The sequence below is a fragment of the Agarilytica rhodophyticola genome, from assembly GCF_002157225.2.
GTDB lineage: Bacteria > Pseudomonadota > Gammaproteobacteria > Pseudomonadales > Cellvibrionaceae > Agarilytica > Agarilytica rhodophyticola.
This window is the reverse complement of sequence record NZ_CP020038.1, coordinates 1395936-1414120: the sequence shown is the minus strand read 5'-3', so window position 1 is coordinate 1414120 and position 18185 is coordinate 1395936. Positions and strand designations below refer to the sequence as shown.

The window sequence follows — 18185 nt, the reverse complement described above, 5'->3', positions numbered from 1 at the left end:
TGATCCGTCATTCACAAGCCCCAGAATAGAAAATTATCAAGCAGAACACACTTGTCGTGCCTGATTATATCAATATTCAAGGTAACAGTATCACACGCCTTGCAGTATCTCATGGAGAACTTCGTCAGAAAAATCGCTTGTCACTGTAGCATCACCACATGCTTTTAGTAATATTAGCCGTAGTGTTTTATCCAGTACTTTTTTATCCACAGACATATACTTCAGGAAAGTTTCAGGTGTCATATCCTCTGGTGGAAGTATAGGTAGGCCTGCTTTTGTGATCAGGGCTATCGCGCGTTCTACAATGGATTCATCCAACCAGCCGAGTTTAGCCGACATTTTACAGGCCATAATCATACCCGCGCCGACAGCCTCACCATGTAACCAGACACCGTAGCCTTGATGCGCTTCGATGGCATGACCAAAGGTGTGACCGAAGTTTAAAATCGCTCTTATACCGCCTTCTTTTTCATCTTGGGCAACGACATCTGCCTTAATTTGGCAAGAGCGCTCAATCGCATGAGCGAGGGCTTCGCCGTCGACAGCCACCAGCTTTTCAATATTTTGCTCAAGCCATGAGAAAAACTCTTGATCGGCAATAAGCCCATATTTAATGACCTCAGCCAAACCTGCAGATAACTCGCGGCTAGGTAAGGTCTTAAGCATATCGGTATCGATGACGACACTCTTAGGTTGGTGGAAAGCTCCTATCATATTTTTACCTAAAATATGATTAACACCGGTTTTACCGCCGACGGAAGAATCCACCTGAGAAAGCAAAGTCGTAGGGATTTGAATGAAATTCACACCCCGCTGGTAACTTGCTGCAGCAAAGCCAACCATATCCCCAATAACTCCGCCACCTAATGCGATGAGCGTAGTTTTGCGGTTATGACCTTTTTTCAATAAACCGTCAAATATTGCATTTAAGGTATTGAGGTTCTTATATTGCTCACCATCGGGTAAGAGTACTTTATCGAGGGTTTCAACAAAAGACAAAGCACTTTCAATAGTCTTGCTATATATTGGATCAATAGTTGTATTGGTCACTAGAAGAACTTGACTGCTAGCAATAAAAGAACGGTAATTTTCAGGATCATGTGCAATGCCTGAACCAATAAAAATAGGATAACTGCGATCCCCTAACTCAACATTTATTTGTGACATAATTTTACGATCTAGAAATGATTTCAGATATTTTCTGCACGATGGATCGAGTTCCGCCGTCATCTGTCATAACGATCTCATCAGCAACTTCACGATATATTGGATCACGATGTTCAAAAAGTTCACGAATTTTTTGTTGTGGATTTTCTACTTGCAGCAAGGGGCGCTTTTTATCTTTGAAAGTGCGCTTAATCAATTGATCAATACTTGCCATCAGATAAATAACTTTAGCCGATTGCGCTAGCAACTTTCGATTTTCAGGTCTCATCACTATGCCACCGCCGGTTGCGATTACCACGGCATCACGATCAATAATTTCAGCCAGCACACTGGTTTCCCGATCACGAAAGCCCTGTTCCCCTTCAACATCAAAGATCCAAGGGATATCGGCTCCAGAACGACTCTCAATAATATGGTCGGTGTCTAGAAATTCGTAATTGAGCTTACTAGAAAGTTGTCGGCCAATGGTAGACTTGCCTGCCCCCATTGGCCCAACTAGCACGATGTTATTTGCCACTTGGCGACTATTCTATAATTTCATTTGCCATGATGCGCGGCGTAATGAATATTAATAATTCTCGCTTATCGACTTCCCTTTCCTCACGCCTAAACAAGCGACCGAGATATGGAATATCTCCCAGAAGTGGAACCTTGGTAACCCCTTCTCTGGTTTCATTACGATAAACACCACCTAACACAATGGTTTCACCATCGCCAACTAAAACTTCTGTATTTAAGCGCGTAATATCAAGAGTAGGTACACGACTAACAGGGTCAACGCCTCCGATTGAGTCTTCAGTAATTTCCAAGGTCATAATAACCTTGTTATTTGGAGTTATCTGCGGCGTTACATCAAGTTGTAACACAGCTTCTTTAAATGAAGTAGTAGTTCCTCCACTGGCCGACTCCTCTTGGAACGCAATCTCAGTACCAGACTGAATTCTTGCCTGTTGTTTGTCCCCTGTAATAACTTTCGGCTGCGATACAACTTCAGCATGGCCAGTATTTTCAAGAGCCGACAATTCCATACCAAGCAAGAAGTTTGAGCTGATAATATTCCAGGTAAAAGCGCCAGCAGGATTTGTCACACCTAAATCAACTAAGTTAGAGTTCACCAGATCACGTTCGTCATCACTAATACCATCGCCATCACCATCGACGAACAATGATTCCGGTCCGTTGCCATCCCCGCTTGTTAACCCTTCAAGTCTGCCGGTAAATTCGAACTTATTGCGACCACTAGAGGATGATTCAACAGCGTCACCGGCGATGCGAGCGCCTAGCTCCTTCCTAAAATCATTATTGGCAACAACAATACGCGCTTCGATCATCACCTGACGAACAGGGATATCAACTTTCTCAATGAGACGTTTAAACTCTTCGATTTTCTCTTCAGTATCAGTAAGAATAATCGAGTTAGTTCTCTCATCAACGATCGCTTGTCCACGCTCAGATAAAAGACTTCCCGTTGAATTGCGCTGTGCTCCGCCAGCACCACCACCGAATCCGCCAGCGCCACCACCAGCGCCGCCACCAACACCAGCACCGCCGGCTTCTAAGAATAAATTAAACAATTCTCGAGCATTGGCATAGCGAACTCGCAAGTATTCGGTGCGCAAAGGCGCAAGCTCTTCAAGCTGTTTTTTAGTCTCGATTTCTTGACGTTCACGCTCGGCAATTTCAGCTGCTGGAGCCACCATAAGAACATTGCCAATTTGCCTCTTATCCAGCCCTTTAGTTTTAAGCACAATATCCAAGGCCTGATCCCAAGGCACACTGTCGAGACGCAAGGTAATGTTGCCTTCTACTGTATCACTAGCCACCAGGTTAAGGTCTGTAAAATCAGCGATAAGCTGTAACACATTTCGCACAGGAATATTCTGAAAGTTTAAAGACAAACGATCACCGGTATAGGCAAACTCTTTTTTCTTCTCTTCAATTTCTTGCGCAGTGAGAGGTTTGATATTGACCACGTATTCATTATTTGCCTGGTAAGCAAGGTAGTCATATTCACCACTAGTCTCAATACCAATAACAGTACCATCGCTTTCCTGAGAAGAGGCAATCAAAGAAACCGGTGTCGCAAAATCGACCACATCCAATTTTCTACGCAACTCTTTAGGCAGTGAGGTATCGTGGAATTTAACTTCAACACCGCTAGAAACCTCTTCGATATCAACGCGTATAGATGAATCACTAAGAGAGATAATAACCTTACCTTCTCCCACATCACCTCTTCGAAAATCAATATTATTAACGGCAAAACCACCAGCACTGCTGGTTCTAGTCGGCGCAGATGTGACGAGAGACGATGGCGCAGCGGCAACGGAATTTGTAGCTGTAGCGGGCGCGGTGCTACCTGAGGAAGCCGAGCTGGGAGCAGGAGCACCACCGGCTACAAAATTGGGGTTAGCATCACTGGCATCAACACCAATTTCAACCACCACTTCATTGCCTTCAACATATGAATTATAAGGAACAGAAGTATCTAAGTTGACGATAAGTCTCGTTCTACCGCCACCTTCAACAACAATCGCGCTATTCACCTTACCAACGCTCATGGAGTATTTTTTCTTATCTAGACCACTTCTAGCGTCACTAAAATCTAGCACTATACGTGCAGGTTGTTCTATCGAGTAGCCTGTTGGGGCACTTGGAGGAGAGTCAAAAACCAAGCGCAGCTCAGCTTTTTCTCCCGGAAGTTCTGCGAAATTAATATTAGACAACGTCGCCGCCCTTGCTAGGCCAGTGCAGAGAAGTAATGCCAATACACTTATATATTTTAGTTTTAGACTGTACATGCCCATTATTCCTTCTCTTCGGATAATGCAATGACTCTCGGCCTTTCGACCCAACCATCTAAGCCGTCAGAAACAATTTCCAACAACTCAACTTTATTTTCAGCAGTCTCAATGATCCTGCCATGATTTTTACCAACATAGTTACCATTTTTCACCCAATGAATGACTCCATTAGGATCTGATAACAACGCCCAAAGGACATTTTTTCGTTTTATATTCCCCACCATCTTAACTTCACCCAATTCGAATCCTTCCAAATATTCGCGCACGCGATTTAAATTAGGTTTCACGTCAGATGACGATTGCGCAAAAATACGTCTTTTAATTTCTACAGGCCGATCGAAGGGACTGCGTTTTGCTGTTGCACTGTATATAAAAGCCTCAAACGGACGAAAGGTAGGTAGCGGCTCAATGTTACCAGCCGGCCGCGCCTTGGTCTTAGCAATATAGTCAGTTAAATCAGAATGCTCACCACCAGAACTGCACGCAACCAGAGATGCAAGTAATGATGCTGCACAAAAGGACTTAATAGTTATGTGCGACATCTTACTCCTCCTGCGATTTGTATCTGTAGGTTTTGGCAATAATTTCCATGTTTAGGGAACTACCTTGATCTCGATCTCGTTTAATAGAAAAATCATGTAGAGTTACAATACGAGGCATGCCGGCGATGCCACTGACAAATGCTCCGAACTCGTGATAACCGCCGGTGACATTAATTTTAATAGGCAGCTCAATATGGAACTCTGTCTGAATCTCTTTTTCTGGCTTTATACCTTCGATATCTAGGCGCGCTTCTACTGCTTTATCATCGATATCTTCTAACAGGCCAGGAACCTCGATATTACTTGGCAGTCTTGATACCAACACATTTAGCGTGCCTGACATTTCTTCCATTTGCTGGCGATAGCGGTCTAAATTTGCCGCCTCATAAGCTTTAGACTCGAAAGAGCGTCGCAGTTGAGTTTCTTTACTTTTAGCTGCTTCAAGCACGGTATTTTTATCTTTTACGATAAAAAAATGACAAGCGAATAAAATTGCACCGCAAGCTAGTAAGCAGACAAAAATTCTTGCAGGCAACGGCCAAACACCGATGCGCTCCCAATCAATATCATTAACATCAAAATTCTGAAGTTGCTCAATATACTTGTTTAAATCAGCCATCAGTTTCCTCCGAGGTTTCAGGAAGTACGGCTTTTAGATCTAAAGAAAATACTCGTGCCTGCTCACCGATATTAGGCGATGAAGATGTCGACAATAAGTTGGTATTTGAAAACCAATCAGAGTCATCGAGCTGGCGCATAAAAGCTGATAAGCGATTATTGGATTCACTAACGCCGACAACCGAAAACACATCACCTTTTCTTTCAACTTCAGTAATATAAACACCGTCGGGAACTGCTTTAGCAAACTCATCAAAGTAGTGAACAATGATAGAGCGTTTACCCTCCAGATCCTGAATAACATTCATCCTATCCAGTAGCTCTTGCCTTTCCTTTTTTAAGTTCTTAATTTCTTCAACTTGCTTGGCAAGTATATCTATTTCACTTTGCAAAATATTATTGCGGGAATTTTGCGAAGCTATAGCATTATCGACAGAATTCACCCAAACATAACCAATCAACAAAGCTAGGATGCACACCCCTGCAAGATGGGTTAGAAATTCTTTCTTCTTTTCCTGTCGGAGTTCTTCCCGCCAGGGAAGTAAGTTAATTTGAGCCATACTATTCGAAGCTCCTTAAGGCTAACCCTGTCGCAATCATGAGCGAGGGAGAGTCATTAGCCAACATGGCTGCGTTAACACGCGATGAAATTGACATATTTGCAAAGGGATTAGCAACCGTTACCGATGTCCCCAATTTCTCTTCGATCAAACCAGATAAACCTTCAAGCGAAGCGACACCGCCGGCTAACACAATATGATCCACATCATTGTATTGGCTTGATGAAAAGAAAAATTGTAAAGATCTTGTTACTTGTTGCACCACTGCATCTTTAAATGGCTCAAGCACCTCTGGCTCATAATCGTCAGGTAGGCCGCCTTGTTTTTTTGCCAAGCCAGCTTCCTCCGCAGACAAACCATAACGCCGCTGAATTTCTTCTGTTAGTTGTTTGCCACCAAATAATTGTTCACGAGTATAGATAGTTTTGCCGTCTATAAGCACACTTAGCGTTGTCATTGTCGCACCAATATCAACCACGGCGACAATCTGCTCTTCTTGATCCTCAAATTGCTCTTGCACGAGGGCGAAGGCTCGCTCTAGGGTATAGGCTTCCACATCCACAACTTTTGGAGAAAGATCAGCCATTTCCAAAATACTTGCTCGGGTGTCGACGTTCTCTCTTCGACAAGCAGCGAGCAATACCTCTACTTGATCCGGATTTTTGTCAGAGACGCCTTGGATGTCAAAGTCGATGGCCACTTCTTCCAATGGGTAAGGGATATACTGATCCGCCTCCAAAGAAATCTGCAATTCCATCGCCTCTTCGTTGAGATCGCCAGGCATTTCAATTAATTTAGTAATCACTGACGAACCTGCTACGGCTACCGCAGAATCTTTAAGCTTTGTGCGAGATGATTGCACCACAGACTTAACGACCTGTGCGACAACTTCAGGGTCATTGATGTTTTTTTCCACAACCGCATTGGCTGGCAGCGGCTTGACCGCATAGTTTTCAACGCGATAACTGTCGCCTTGGCGACTTATTTCAAGCATCTTTACGGAAGTTGAACTGATATCCAATCCAAGCATCGGCTTTTGTTTTTTATTGAGAATATCTAGGAGGCCCATTTTTCTATCTATTTCCGTCACTTAGCTTATGTTTATGTTATAGCACTTTAAGTGTAGCCTGCAACACATCTACACGTATGTAAAGTGTGAAAAAGATCTTATAATGGCGATTATTGTTTTAAATCGCTTAAATGAACATTTCGCATATTCGAAATGTAACTAAAAAAAACTTTATTAATTTCTTCTGTACTACATGAAACTTAAAAAAACGCTATTCATTGTAACTTTCTTAGTATCATTATTCGGCTTAGGTTCAGCATTCATGGTACTTGCAGGCTTTTATCTATATTTGAGCCCAACTTTACCATCGGTTGAATCGATTCGTGACTACCGACTACAAACGCCATTGCGAGTTTATACGGCCGACAAAAAATTAATTCTAGAATTTGGCGAAAAAAGGCGCCATCCCATCCAATATCACGATATACCTCAAAATTTTATCAACGCACTCATTGCAGCAGAAGATGACGATTTTTATACACACAATGGAGTGTCAATACGCGGGTTACTCAGAGCCGCCGTCCACTTAATTACAACGGGACGCAAAGGCCCTGGCGGCAGCACACTAACCATGCAGCTCACAAGGCATATATTTCTATCACTTAAGCAAACATTCTCGCGAAAATTCAACGAAATTCTTCTGGCGCTTCGCCTTGAGAAAGAACTTACCAAAGAAGAAATACTAGAAATGTACGTCAACCTAATGTTTTTAGGTAAGCGTGCATACGGCATCGAAGCCGCCGCTGAAGTTTACTACGGTAAAACAGTACGCGAGCTAAGTTTAGCTCAACATGCCATGCTAGTGGGTGTATTTAAGGGACCTTCCACACAAAACCCTATAGCCAATCCCGAAAAAGCGCTACGAAGGCGCAATTATGTACTTTCACGTATGCGAAAGCTTGACTATATCTCGCAAGAAGATTACCAAGCCGCAGTTGACGAGCCAGTTACGGCTTCTCATCACAGCTATAAGATCGAAGTGGAAGCACCATATGTCGCTGAGATGGCACGCAAGAAGATTTTCGAGATGTTTGGACCTGAAGCATACACCAACGGCTACAAGGTATTTACAACAGTTAAAAGTGATTTACAGACTCGAGCACAAACATCTATTGTCTCCGGTCTACTAACTTACGATAACCGTCATGGCTATCGCGGCTCTGAAAGGCAATTTGATATCGCCGATGCCCCCCTTGTGGACGACAATGTGATTGTCGAAGAAGCTGAAGATAGTGACAGACTTATCGCTGCAGCAATAGGTAATAATCCTAAGCAAGGAGAAGATCAGGATGAGAGTGTTGAAAGTCAAGAAGCAAGCAGCGCAATTCCAAAAGAACAACGGGATTACACAGCATGGTTGAAAACACTAAAGTCTATACCAGATTATGGTGGATTAGTGCCCGCTGTAGTCACTCAAGTGGCCGATCAAACTATTACCGTGTTGTTAAAAGACGCACAGTTTTTGACCTTAACATGGGAACAGGGTCTGGCCAAAGCACGCCCTTACGTGTCGGAAAATATCCTTGGTGCAAAACCCGAGACAGCCAATGATGTGGCACAAGTCGGTGATGTTATTCGGCTCCAACAAGTACAAGATAAAGATGAGCAACATAGCTGGAGATTAAGTCAGTTACCGGCAGCGCAGGCCTCACTGGTCTCCTTATCACCTGAGAACGGTGCCATTCTGGCGCTAGTTGGGGGCTTTGATTTTAATTACAGTAAATTTAACCGAGCGATACAGGCGGAGAGACAGCCTGGCTCCAACTTCAAACCCTTTATTTACACAGCAGCTCTAGAAAACGGGCTTACCGCAGCTACATTAATAAATGATGCGCCCATCGTATTTGATGATAATCAGTTAGAAGCAACCTGGCGACCAGAAAACTCCAGTGGCAAATTTTATGGGCCGACGCGTTTGCGTACCGCGTTGTATCGCTCCCGCAACCTAGTATCCATACGTGTCCTTCAGCGCATTGGAGTTAAAAATGCTATCGAAAGCCTTGAACGCTTCGGCTTTAACCCTGATGAATTGCCTAAGGATCTATCGTTAGCACTGGGCACTCATGCCTTACCCCCTATTGAAGTGGCTAGCGGTTACGCATCATTTGCCAATGGCGGCTATAAAGTCGACCCCTATCTTGTCCAGAGCATAGAAGACGCTGATGGCGAAGTGGTGTTTGAGGCTGCACCTGCAACAGTATGCCGTACCTGCGACGAACCTATATCTCAACTTGAGGAAGCCGAAGATGGGATAGAAAGTTCTAATAACCCTCTGATGGCAGCATTGATCAAGTCAGAACTTGAAGTTCAAGTAGCAGATAGTGAACAAGAAGAAGTTATGGAAGTGGCCGAAGCTGAATACGATATTGACGAAGATATATTCGATTTAAGCTTTGAAACTAAGCGCTTACTCCGGATCTTAACCCCTGAAGATTACCCCAAAGCACCCAAAATCATCGATGATCAAATAGTCTACATCATCGACTCAATGCTAAAAGATGTGGTCAAGCGTGGCACAGCATATAAAGCTGGGCAAAAGTTTAAGCGCCCGGATCTTGCCGGTAAGACAGGTACAACTAACGGTCCTTTAGACGCTTGGTTTTCTGGGTATCACCCGAACATCGTTACTACAGCTTGGGTCGGATTTGATCAAAACCTTCCTCTTGGCAATGCAGAATTTGGAGGTACTGCTGCACTACCGATTTGGATGGATTTTATGGAGTTAGCCCTTGCTGACGAGCCTATTGTCAATCGAGTGCAACCTAATGGTGTTGTATCTGTGAGAATTGACCCGGAGACAGGGCAGAGAGCCAGAGCAGGCGACCCTGATGCCATATTTGAAATCTTTCGTAAGGATTATGTACCAGCAGTGGGTGCAGCAGAAGAATCGGATCCGTGGAAATCAGAAGAGAATATTAACGAAGAGTTATTCTAGAAATTTAGGCTCAAGACAGACATGGATGTCTGTGGACAATATTCAAGTTTAAAAGAGAAAAGAAAGTAAGAATTTCTAGGAAGGGTTTTGTCTTTTATACCTATATATAATGGCTGAAAGCTGCTGTCAGCCGTTAAAATATTAGCAAAATTGTGTTTACCCTAAGTATTTTAACGGCGACCCAATAACAACGACGTTGAAGCCGCTGTTAACACAATACTACTTAGAAGCGCGACGAGTAAAACGCTTATTGAAGCGATCGATACGACCACCACTATCTAAAACTTTCTGCTTACCAGTGTAGAAAGGATGGCAGTTTGAACACACGTCGATATGAATATCTTTCGCCAAGGTCGAACGAGTTTCAATGGTATTACCACAACTACAGCGAGCTGTGATCATGCTATATTTAGGTTGGATATCTTCTTGCATAATATTGCCTTATTTTCTCTTTGTGTATCGCCACCCGATCTAGTAAGAACCTATTAGTTAGAATAGGTTGTGCCGAGCACCATACACCATTAATGTATCGGCCTGTAAAAACAGAGGCGGCATACTAGTCATAAACACTGACTAGTGCAAGCTCTGACAACAAACATAGCTGTTTTTTCCATCAAGGGCATGAATCAAAAGCATCTCGAATGTCATTATTTCTAGAAGTAGCACTCCCAGTTCCACTACGAGACCACTATACCTACGCCTTTGAGGCCAAAGCCTCAGAGTCTTTAATCATGCATGATGATCAGCAAGAAGAGCTAAAACAAGAGGCGAAACAAAGGGCAAAATCCCCGCAAATAGGTAGCAGGGTTGTAGTGCCATTTCGTTCGCGAGAGCTAATCGGCATAGTCACTAGTGTGTCAGAGCACTGCCAATATGACACTTCAAAGATCAAACCCATTATCCGATTGCTTGACCAAGAAGCATTTATTCCCAGCGAATTACTACTCCTGTGTCAGTGGGGAGCCAAATACTACCATCATCCACTAGGTGAAGTTATTCAAGCCGTTATTCCCCTGCGCTATAGAGAAGGTAAGGAGTACGAAGCGGACGAAGTTTACACCCACACACCAGAAGGCAAAGGCCTGCCATTCGAAGCTCTAAAACGTGCCAAAAAGCAGCAAGAGATTCATCAATATCTACTTGAGCACACCTACATCAGCCCACAAGAACTGAAATCCAGAGACTTCTCAAGCAATGCAATTAAAGGGCTTATCGACAAGGGGCTTGTACAACAAACTGCGCTGACAACATCCACTGAGATAGAGGCTAACAAGGACTTATTAAAGGAAGAACCAAGGACACTGACAGATGAGCAAAACATAGCACTGCAGCAGATTCGCTACCACACTTACAATTGTTACCTGGTTGAAGGGGCAACAGGCAGTGGTAAAACAGAGCTCTATATGCACATTGTTGCTCGTGTCTTACAAGCCAAACAGCAAGTATTGGTATTAATTCCAGAAATAGGATTGAGCCCGCAAACAGTAAAGCGTTTTCGGGCACGTTTTAACGTCAATATTGTTGAACTTCACTCTAATGTTTCCGAAGCAGCAAGAGCTCGGAACTGGTGGCAAGCAAAAAGCGGACAGGCACAAATTGTTATTGGTACTCGTCTCGCCTCTTTGACACCATTCAAAAACCTCGGAGCGATCATTGTCGATGAAGAGCACGATAGATCATACAAGCAACAAGATGGTTTTAAATACTCAGCCAGAGACTTGTCAGTTTTTAGGGCACACACGCTCAAGATTCCCATTATTCTAGGCTCGGCGACACCATCACTTGAAAGTCTGCACAATGCCGAAAGTCAGCGCTACCAAAAGCTAGTTCTCAGTCTAAGAGCTGGTGGCGCGAAGATGCCTGAAATAAAAACCACTGACCTGCGACAAGCGAATCTAGTAGCGGGGCTCAGCCAGAATAGTCTGCATCAACTAAAGCAAACCTTGGAAAACCATCAACAAGTTTTAGTTTTTGTTAATCGCAGAGGATATGCGCCAGCCCTACTTTGCCACAACTGCGGCTGGTCGGCACAATGCTCTTCATGCGACATGAGGATGACTCTCCATAATTCCCCCAGACATTTGCGTTGTCATTATTGTGATCGCAGCACTCGAGTCCCTATATCATGTCCTTCCTGCAAAAGTAAGAGCTTACAAACATCCGGCTATGGAACAGAGCAGATAGAACAAATACTGGCAGCGCAGTTTCCCAACGTTCCTGTTGTAAGGATTGATAGGGACTCAACTCGCACAAAACAAAGCATGGAGAAAAAACTGTTAGTGGGAGAATCTGCGCAGGCCTGTATTTTTGTCGGCACCCAAATGCTAGCCAAGGGACATCATCTACCCCATCTTACTTTGGTGATTGTCGCCGATACCGATCAAGGGCTGCTAAGTCCCGACTTTCGCACACTCGAACATATGGGGCAATTAATTACACAAGTTTCTGGCCGTGCAGGCAGAGGCGAGAATGCGGGCACAGTACTGCTGCAGACACACAGGCCCGATCATCCCATGCTGCAAATCTTAATAGAGCAAGGTTATGCCGTTTTTGCACGAGAATTATTGACCCAGCGCTACCAATCAAATCTACCGCCATTTTGGCATATGGCCGCTTTTCGCTCAGAGAGCAAGCGAGCTGATAACAGCCTACGGTTACTTGAACAAATTGCGCAGATATTGCAACGCCTCAGTCATGGAGTAGATAATATCGCAATTCTAGGCCCCCACGCCGCAGCAGTAGAAAAAATTAACGAACGCTACCGGTTCGTCTTGCAGATCAAGTCGGCGTCGAGAAATAATTTACAAAGAGTATTAAGTGAAGCTGTGAAGGAAATAGACCAACTAGCAATGAGTAAGCGTGCTCGTTGGTCTATTGATGTAAATCCGGTAGAGATGTAAATCTAAGGCATTGGGGTTGGGGTGGGTGTTGGAGCCTCTATTGGCAACAACCTAAGCGTAAGTGTTGAAGATATTATGGTTGAGTCTTCACCGGGACATAAATTCGGCTCAGTTAAACATGGGCCGTCCCATTCACCATTACCTGCAGAATCGTACATCCCATCGCTATCAGCATCCACAAAGAACTCACCCAAATCATATGTGCCGTTATCGTTTTCATCGACAAAGGGCTCGCCTAAATCAGTAAAAGGCTCGCCCATATCAAAAATATTATTACCGTTCTGATCTGTAAACGCTTCAGCACCATTAGCGTAAGCCATTAGAGATACGAGACTATAAGGGCTTACACCTGCGTTGGTAAAAAAGGTCGCCCGGCAAACGCCAGCAGTGAAAACACAGCGAGCGGGTTCAACCAAACCAGTCTCTGGTGAAACAATCGTTATTGCGGATCCATTTAGAACCCTATGACCAAATTGGTCGGTGGCAATCATTTGCAGCCCCACTTCAACACCCGCAACATTTGAAGCCTCTTCAACCAGCAAATATGGCCCAGTGATACTTGGATCAATTGCATCAATACCAGCAAAAGGCGCCACAACATCATCACCGTCTGCAGTCAACGGGAAAGAAGAGGCAATAAATGTACTGGTTGATATCTGTACTTCGCTCGAAACAGCCGTCTTATCATCAGCTAAGGTAGCTGTAACACGAATTGCTGCTGCGACTGTGCCACTTTGTATCGTAGTCGATACGTTACCAGAAGCGTCAGTAGTGCCTGTGTCCGATAATAGCCTAGCACCACCAAGGGTGTTGCTGATTTCAAAGCTAATATTCCTATCTGCGACAGCTGTTCCGCCAATAGTAGCAACCCTAAAATTGACAACACTAGTCTCATTTCCCCCCTGACCTCTAATAACAATTTGGTCAGCAGAATTAGAAGTAAAACTTATCGTTTCTTCGCCGGTTGAATCATTAGGAGTAGCCGTACCACTGCCGTTAGAGCCTGTCCCTGTAGTAGGCGTTGTCGTAGTTGTCGAAGACGATTGCCCTGCAGGCGCTCCTCCACACCCTTGTAGCAATGCAACGAAGGCACCCATTAAAACAATATGTTGCCAAGAACGGCACTTGAAACCCATAATTTCACCTGACTATTACGAAATGTAGCGATTCAATAGACTTAATGAAACGCACTTACTATTCTAATTGATCTAATCGAAATCCCCTGCCACCCAGCATACAGCACAGAAAAGGCTCTGGAAAGGGTATTGCTGTTAACCTCGATAATAGCTTAGAAAACATCGCTAAGCCAATAAAATTTATGAAGAAATTACGTTTAGCATAAGATTTTATGCTATCATCACCGCATATTTTTGTGATCAAATATACTTTGTTTTTATAAAATTAAAAACCATACACCTTTCGGTAACATTAACGCTTAAAAACACCGGCCACATACACGCGAAATTATGGCACGCAGTCCTTCAAACACCCGAAAAAACCACGAACCTTCACGCGTACCTGCGTGGGTATGGCTGTTTACTGGCGCCGTGTTAGGTGCATTTATCATGTTCTTAACTCGTCTGTCAGAAATACAACCCGACCAAGGAAAGAGCAACAGCTCCCCAAAAGAGAGCGCTAAGGAATCTCAAAAGCCCCGCTTTGATTTTTACAGCCTGTTAAAAGAAACCGAGGTACCGACACCAAAAGCAGCGAAGCCTAAAACATCTCAACCACAAAAAATATCCCCTAAACAAGAGTTTTTATTGCAGGTTGCATCGTTTCAATCGATGAAAGATGCGGATCAACTGCGTGCAGAATTAATCCTACTTAACCTAGACGCCTACACAGAAAGGGCCAAAATTCGCAATGGTGAAACCTGGCATCGTGTTATCGTCGGCCCTTTTACCTCTAAATCAAAATTATCAAAAGCGCGCTCAATACTCTTGTCTAATCGCCACGAAGCCCTAGTATTAAAGCGCAGTCCACAAGGATAAGCAGCATTGAATGTTAGAGCTAATTAAATACAAATTAGCATAAATTAAGAACGGTTATTTTGCCGCCCGTTGTCGTTGCTTGCCTTGCTCGTAGCAATGCTATTAGTACCACTATGAGAGGCGGCAAGCACCTAAACAGACAACAAAATTCCTCTCTTTTCTCTATGGCCACCTACAGTTAATTAGCTCTAAATTCACGCTTGAATTTATCATTTGCACCCCCACTTCCATATATGAATTAGATCCTCTAAAAAACAGAGGACACTAGGGCCTGTAAACTAATCTTGAGCGGCCCAGGAAAATCTATAACCAATCCAAGCAAAATTTAAGGAACATTCGTGGAACAATACAGAGGTACCACTATTTTATCTGTGCGCAGAGGCAATAAAGTTGTCATCGGTGGCGACGGCCAAGTGTCTCTGGGCAATACTATTATGAAGGGAAACGCGCGTAAGGTTAGACGGCTTTATAAAGATAAAGTAATTGCGGGCTTTGCCGGGGGCACCGCAGATGCATTCACACTGTTTGAGCGATTCGAAGCAAAACTGGAAACCCATGGTGGCCAACTAGTGAGAGCAGCCGTGGAGCTTGCCAAAGACTGGAGAACAGATCGTGCGTTAAGACGCTTAGAAGCTTTACTCGCTGTGGCCAATCACGAAGCATCACTGATTGTTACTGGTAATGGCGATGTCATACAACCTGAGGATGACCTTATCGCCATTGGCTCAGGCGGCGCCTTCGCCCAATCTGCTGCACGAGCTTTATTAGAAAACACAGAATTAGACGCGAAAACCATTATTGAAAAAGGCCTTACCATTGCCGGCGATGTCTGCGTTTATACTAATCATAACTTCACCATAGAAGAACTCAGTTATTAACTAACTTTAAAGTAAGAGAGAATCTCTTCATGTCACAGATGACTCCCCGTGAAATTGTTCACGAATTGGATAAGCATATTGTCGGCCAACAGTCGGCCAAAAAAGCCGTGGCAATTGCCTTGAGAAACCGTTGGCGGCGCATGCAACTCGATGAATCCATGCGCAATGAAATCACACCAAAAAATATTTTAATGATCGGGCCTACCGGTGTAGGTAAAACTGAAATTGCACGTCGCTTAGCGAGATTAGCCAACGCACCTTTTGTAAAAGTAGAAGCAACAAAGTTTACCGAAGTGGGTTATGTTGGCCGTGATGTGGAATCGATCATTCGCGATCTAGTCGATCGCTCGATTAAACTGTATCGCGAACAAGAGATGACGAAAGTAAATCACAGCGCACAAGATGCAGCCGAGGAGCGCATACTCGACGCCTTGCTAACGCCAGCAAGAGATGTTGAGCCAAGCGAAAACTCAGCGCAGTCATCGACGCGACAAATCTTTCGAAAAAAACTGAGGCAAGGCGAATTAGACGACAAAGAAATTGAAATTGAGGTCACTGCTGCGCAGGTAGGTGTTGAGATTATGGCGCCTCCAGGCATGGAAGACATGACCAGCCAATTACAAAACATGTTTTCATCCATGTCGAGCGGTAAAACCAAAAAGACAAAAATGACGGTTAAAAAAGCCTTCAAAAAAATTGTCGATGAGGAAGCCTCAAAGCTAATTAACGAAGAAGAACTTAAAGCTCGGGCAATTGAAGCAGCGGAGCAGAATGGCATTGTCTTCCTTGATGAGATAGACAAAGTAAGTAAGCGCGAGGGAGCTTCGGGGGCAGATGTTTCCCGCGAAGGTGTGCAGCGTGACCTGTTGCCCTTGATCGAAGGCTGCACGGTTAGTACTAAGCACGGTATGATTAAAACTGATCATATTTTATTTATTGCTTCAGGTGCATTCCATCTTTCCAAGCCTTCAGATCTTATTCCCGAACTGCAAGGACGTTTACCTATTCGAGTAGAACTTGAAGCCCTGACGCCTGCTGATTTTGAGCGCATACTTACTGAGCCCGATGCATCCTTAACAGAACAGCACCAGGCCCTATTATCAGCAGAAGATATTGCTCTGAGTTTCACCGATGAAGGAATACGCAAGATTGCCGAGACAGCTTACCGTGTAAATGAAAGTACCGAGAATATTGGTGCAAGACGCTTGCACACAGTGTTGGAAAAGCTATTGGAAGAAGTTTCGTACGACACAGACGGAGCCACCAAAGAGGTGGTTGTTACTGCTGAGTTTGTGGAAAAACAGTTGGGTGAGTTATCACAAAATGAAGACCTCAGCCGATTTATTTTGTAAAGGCAAGCTTATAAACAAAGGCCTTCATGCCCACTAAAACACCAACTAATATCAAACTCCATCGTCGATCTCAAATTTTAGAGGTGGAGTTTGATTCGCATGTTTACCAATTAAGCGCTGAATATTTGCGGGTGTTTTCACCTTCAGCCGAAGTGAAAGGTCATGGAGAAGGACAAGAAGTATTGCAGCTAAATAAATCACAAGTTGGAATTACTCACATCGAGCCACAAGGTAACTATGCCGTAAAGCTTATCTTCAGTGACGGTCATGACTCAGGCATTTACACTTGGTCATATTTAAGATCTTTGGGAGAAAACTTTAGTTCAAACTGGCAAGAGTATTTAGCTAAAGTCGCCGATCACAACGAGAACAAAGATGTTGCTGCAGTTAAATGGGTAGAGCCCCCCCAATAACATCTAATAAGAGACTATCTAATAGCAACTTTAGCTTTAACCAAAGTTATTCAACCGCCTGTGATGAACGTTGACTATTAAAGAGCCAACCAGTTAGAAGCACCAAAATAAAACATAGCACTAAGTTGTAATTTTTCAAAAGGCTTAGTTGCTCCTTTTGTTGAGATAAATTATCTCTGTGATGCCCTTCATAAATAGTTTTAATTCTCATAAGCGTTTCGGCGTTATGGTTACTAACCGCTTCTAACATAAAGTTGGCGGTATCTTTTTGTTTCTCAACCACAACTCTTAGATGACTTAAGTATTCCTTAAAAATACGTTTTGAATGACGATCTTCAATAGCATTAGTTGCTGAAGCCAAATCTAACATTTCGAGCTTAATGCTATCTAAGTAACGGCGATTGCCGGATGCAATATACTTGTATAAAGTTGTATTTATGTTATCAATAGCACCGGTAATTGTTTCGAGATTAAAACTCTCTATTGCTTTTATTGCACGCTCTCCAGCTTCAGGGGCATAAGCTACGGAGTTTCGCAAAATAGAATTATTGCCTTTAAAAGCTTCTATAGCATCTAATTTTTCGCGCAAATCTTTCTCATAAGTATCCCAGTAATTTTGCACACCCACACCGGAAGAAAATAATTGTTGCGAACGCATTTCACGCTCTAAGACACTAGCCTTTTCCAAAATTTGTTTAGAAGCTGTGACCAAACCATCATAGTTCTGATCCAAACCAAATCTAGACCTAATAATTAATGTATTGATTTCCTTATCTTTTAATGAAAGCTCCTCAATAATATTTACTGTCGATTGATAACGCTGCTCATTAAGCTGGTTATCTTTCGCTGGCTGATAAGCGATCGCTCCTCCTAACAAAATTAATACAACAATTATTAGTGTGAAAGTTTTCATAGTATCCTTTTAGCCTTCTTTTTCTTAACATCCTAAGTTG

16 protein-coding genes are annotated in these 18185 nt (G+C 43.4%); 6 read left to right on the top strand and 10 right to left on the bottom strand.

Features of this window, described 5'->3' with window-relative positions:
• Positions 1–90: 90 nt before the first annotated feature.
• From aroB to BVC89_RS06005, 7 genes are read right to left on the bottom strand one after another with little or no spacing between them, the layout of a single operon-like run.
• The gene (gene aroB / locus BVC89_RS06035) at positions 91–1167 is read right to left on the bottom strand and encodes a 3-dehydroquinate synthase (protein ID WP_086930319.1); all 1077 of its coding nucleotides are present in this window, start codon (positions 1165–1167) and stop codon (positions 91–93) included.
• Between the two features lie 4 nt (positions 1168–1171).
• Positions 1172–1684: a shikimate kinase AroK gene (gene aroK / locus BVC89_RS06030; RefSeq protein ID WP_086930318.1), complete on the bottom strand. Its 513-nt coding sequence runs from the start codon at positions 1682–1684 to the stop codon at positions 1172–1174.
• Positions 1685–1691: 7 nt separating this feature from the next.
• Complete coding sequence (locus tag BVC89_RS06025; protein WP_086934535.1) at positions 1692–3968, bottom strand: type IV pilus secretin PilQ; 2277 nt, start codon at positions 3966–3968, stop codon at positions 1692–1694.
• Positions 3969–3973: 5 nt separating this feature from the next.
• Positions 3974–4513 (bottom strand): pilus assembly protein PilP, encoded by a 540-nt coding sequence (locus tag BVC89_RS06020; protein WP_086930317.1) that lies wholly within the window; start codon positions 4511–4513, stop codon positions 3974–3976.
• A gap of 1 nt (position 4514) precedes the next feature.
• Positions 4515–5132 carry a type IV pilus inner membrane component PilO gene (locus BVC89_RS06015; RefSeq protein ID WP_086930316.1) on the bottom strand — a complete coding sequence of 206 codons (618 nt, stop codon included), beginning with the start codon at positions 5130–5132 and terminating at the stop codon, positions 4515–4517.
• Positions 5125–5691 (bottom strand): PilN domain-containing protein, encoded by a 567-nt coding sequence (locus tag BVC89_RS06010; RefSeq protein WP_086930315.1) that lies wholly within the window; start codon positions 5689–5691, stop codon positions 5125–5127. Before BVC89_RS06010 ends, BVC89_RS06015 begins: the two co-directional genes overlap by 8 nt.
• A gap of 1 nt (position 5692) precedes the next feature.
• Positions 5693–6760 (bottom strand): pilus assembly protein PilM, encoded by a 1068-nt coding sequence (locus BVC89_RS06005; RefSeq protein ID WP_086930314.1) that lies wholly within the window; start codon positions 6758–6760, stop codon positions 5693–5695.
• Positions 6761–6953: 193 nt separating this feature from the next.
• Here BVC89_RS06005 and BVC89_RS06000 point away from each other — a divergent pair, with 193 nt between their 5' ends.
• On the top strand, positions 6954–9695 hold the full coding sequence (locus tag BVC89_RS06000; protein WP_216825098.1) for a penicillin-binding protein 1A: 2742 nt from the start codon (positions 6954–6956) through the stop codon (positions 9693–9695).
• A 219-nt stretch (positions 9696–9914) separates the two neighbouring features.
• Here the strand turns inward: BVC89_RS06000 and rpmE are convergent, their stop codons facing one another.
• Positions 9915–10127 carry a 50S ribosomal protein L31 gene (gene rpmE, locus BVC89_RS05995; protein ID WP_086930312.1) on the bottom strand — a complete coding sequence of 71 codons (213 nt, stop codon included), beginning with the start codon at positions 10125–10127 and terminating at the stop codon, positions 9915–9917.
• Positions 10128–10336: 209 nt separating this feature from the next.
• On the opposite strand from rpmE, the gene BVC89_RS05990 reads away from it, so the two are divergent.
• Positions 10337–12595 carry a primosomal protein N' gene (locus BVC89_RS05990; protein ID WP_086930311.1) on the top strand — a complete coding sequence of 753 codons (2259 nt, stop codon included), beginning with the start codon at positions 10337–10339 and terminating at the stop codon, positions 12593–12595.
• Between the two features lie 2 nt (positions 12596–12597).
• Here BVC89_RS05990 and BVC89_RS05985 read toward each other — a convergent pair whose 3' ends face one another.
• A complete protein-coding gene (locus BVC89_RS05985) occupies positions 12598–13731 on the bottom strand; it encodes an Ig-like domain-containing protein (protein WP_086930310.1) in 1134 nt (377 codons plus the stop codon).
• Between the two features lie 330 nt (positions 13732–14061).
• Between BVC89_RS05985 and BVC89_RS05980 the strand changes: the two genes are divergently transcribed.
• The 4 genes from BVC89_RS05980 (at position 14062) to BVC89_RS05965 (ending at position 17232) form a co-directional block, all read left to right on the top strand.
• Positions 14062–14589, top strand: coding sequence for an SPOR domain-containing protein (locus BVC89_RS05980; RefSeq protein WP_086930309.1), 528 nt, complete (start codon positions 14062–14064; stop codon positions 14587–14589).
• Between the two features lie 338 nt (positions 14590–14927).
• Entirely contained in the window at positions 14928–15467 is a 540-nt protein-coding gene (gene hslV / locus BVC89_RS05975; protein WP_086930308.1) for an ATP-dependent protease subunit HslV, read from the top strand.
• Positions 15468–15496: 29 nt separating this feature from the next.
• Positions 15497–16819, top strand: a complete 1323-nt coding sequence (gene hslU / locus BVC89_RS05970) for an ATP-dependent protease ATPase subunit HslU (protein ID WP_086930307.1) — start codon at positions 15497–15499, stop codon at positions 16817–16819.
• 26 nt (positions 16820–16845) lie between these two features.
• Positions 16846–17232, top strand: coding sequence for a gamma-butyrobetaine hydroxylase family protein (locus tag BVC89_RS05965; RefSeq protein ID WP_086930306.1), 387 nt, complete (start codon positions 16846–16848; stop codon positions 17230–17232).
• A gap of 46 nt (positions 17233–17278) precedes the next feature.
• Here BVC89_RS05965 and BVC89_RS05960 read toward each other — a convergent pair whose 3' ends face one another.
• Positions 17279–18145, bottom strand: a complete 867-nt coding sequence (locus BVC89_RS05960; RefSeq protein WP_086930305.1) for a DAHL domain-containing protein — start codon at positions 18143–18145, stop codon at positions 17279–17281.
• Between the last annotated feature and the right edge of the window lie 40 nt (positions 18146–18185).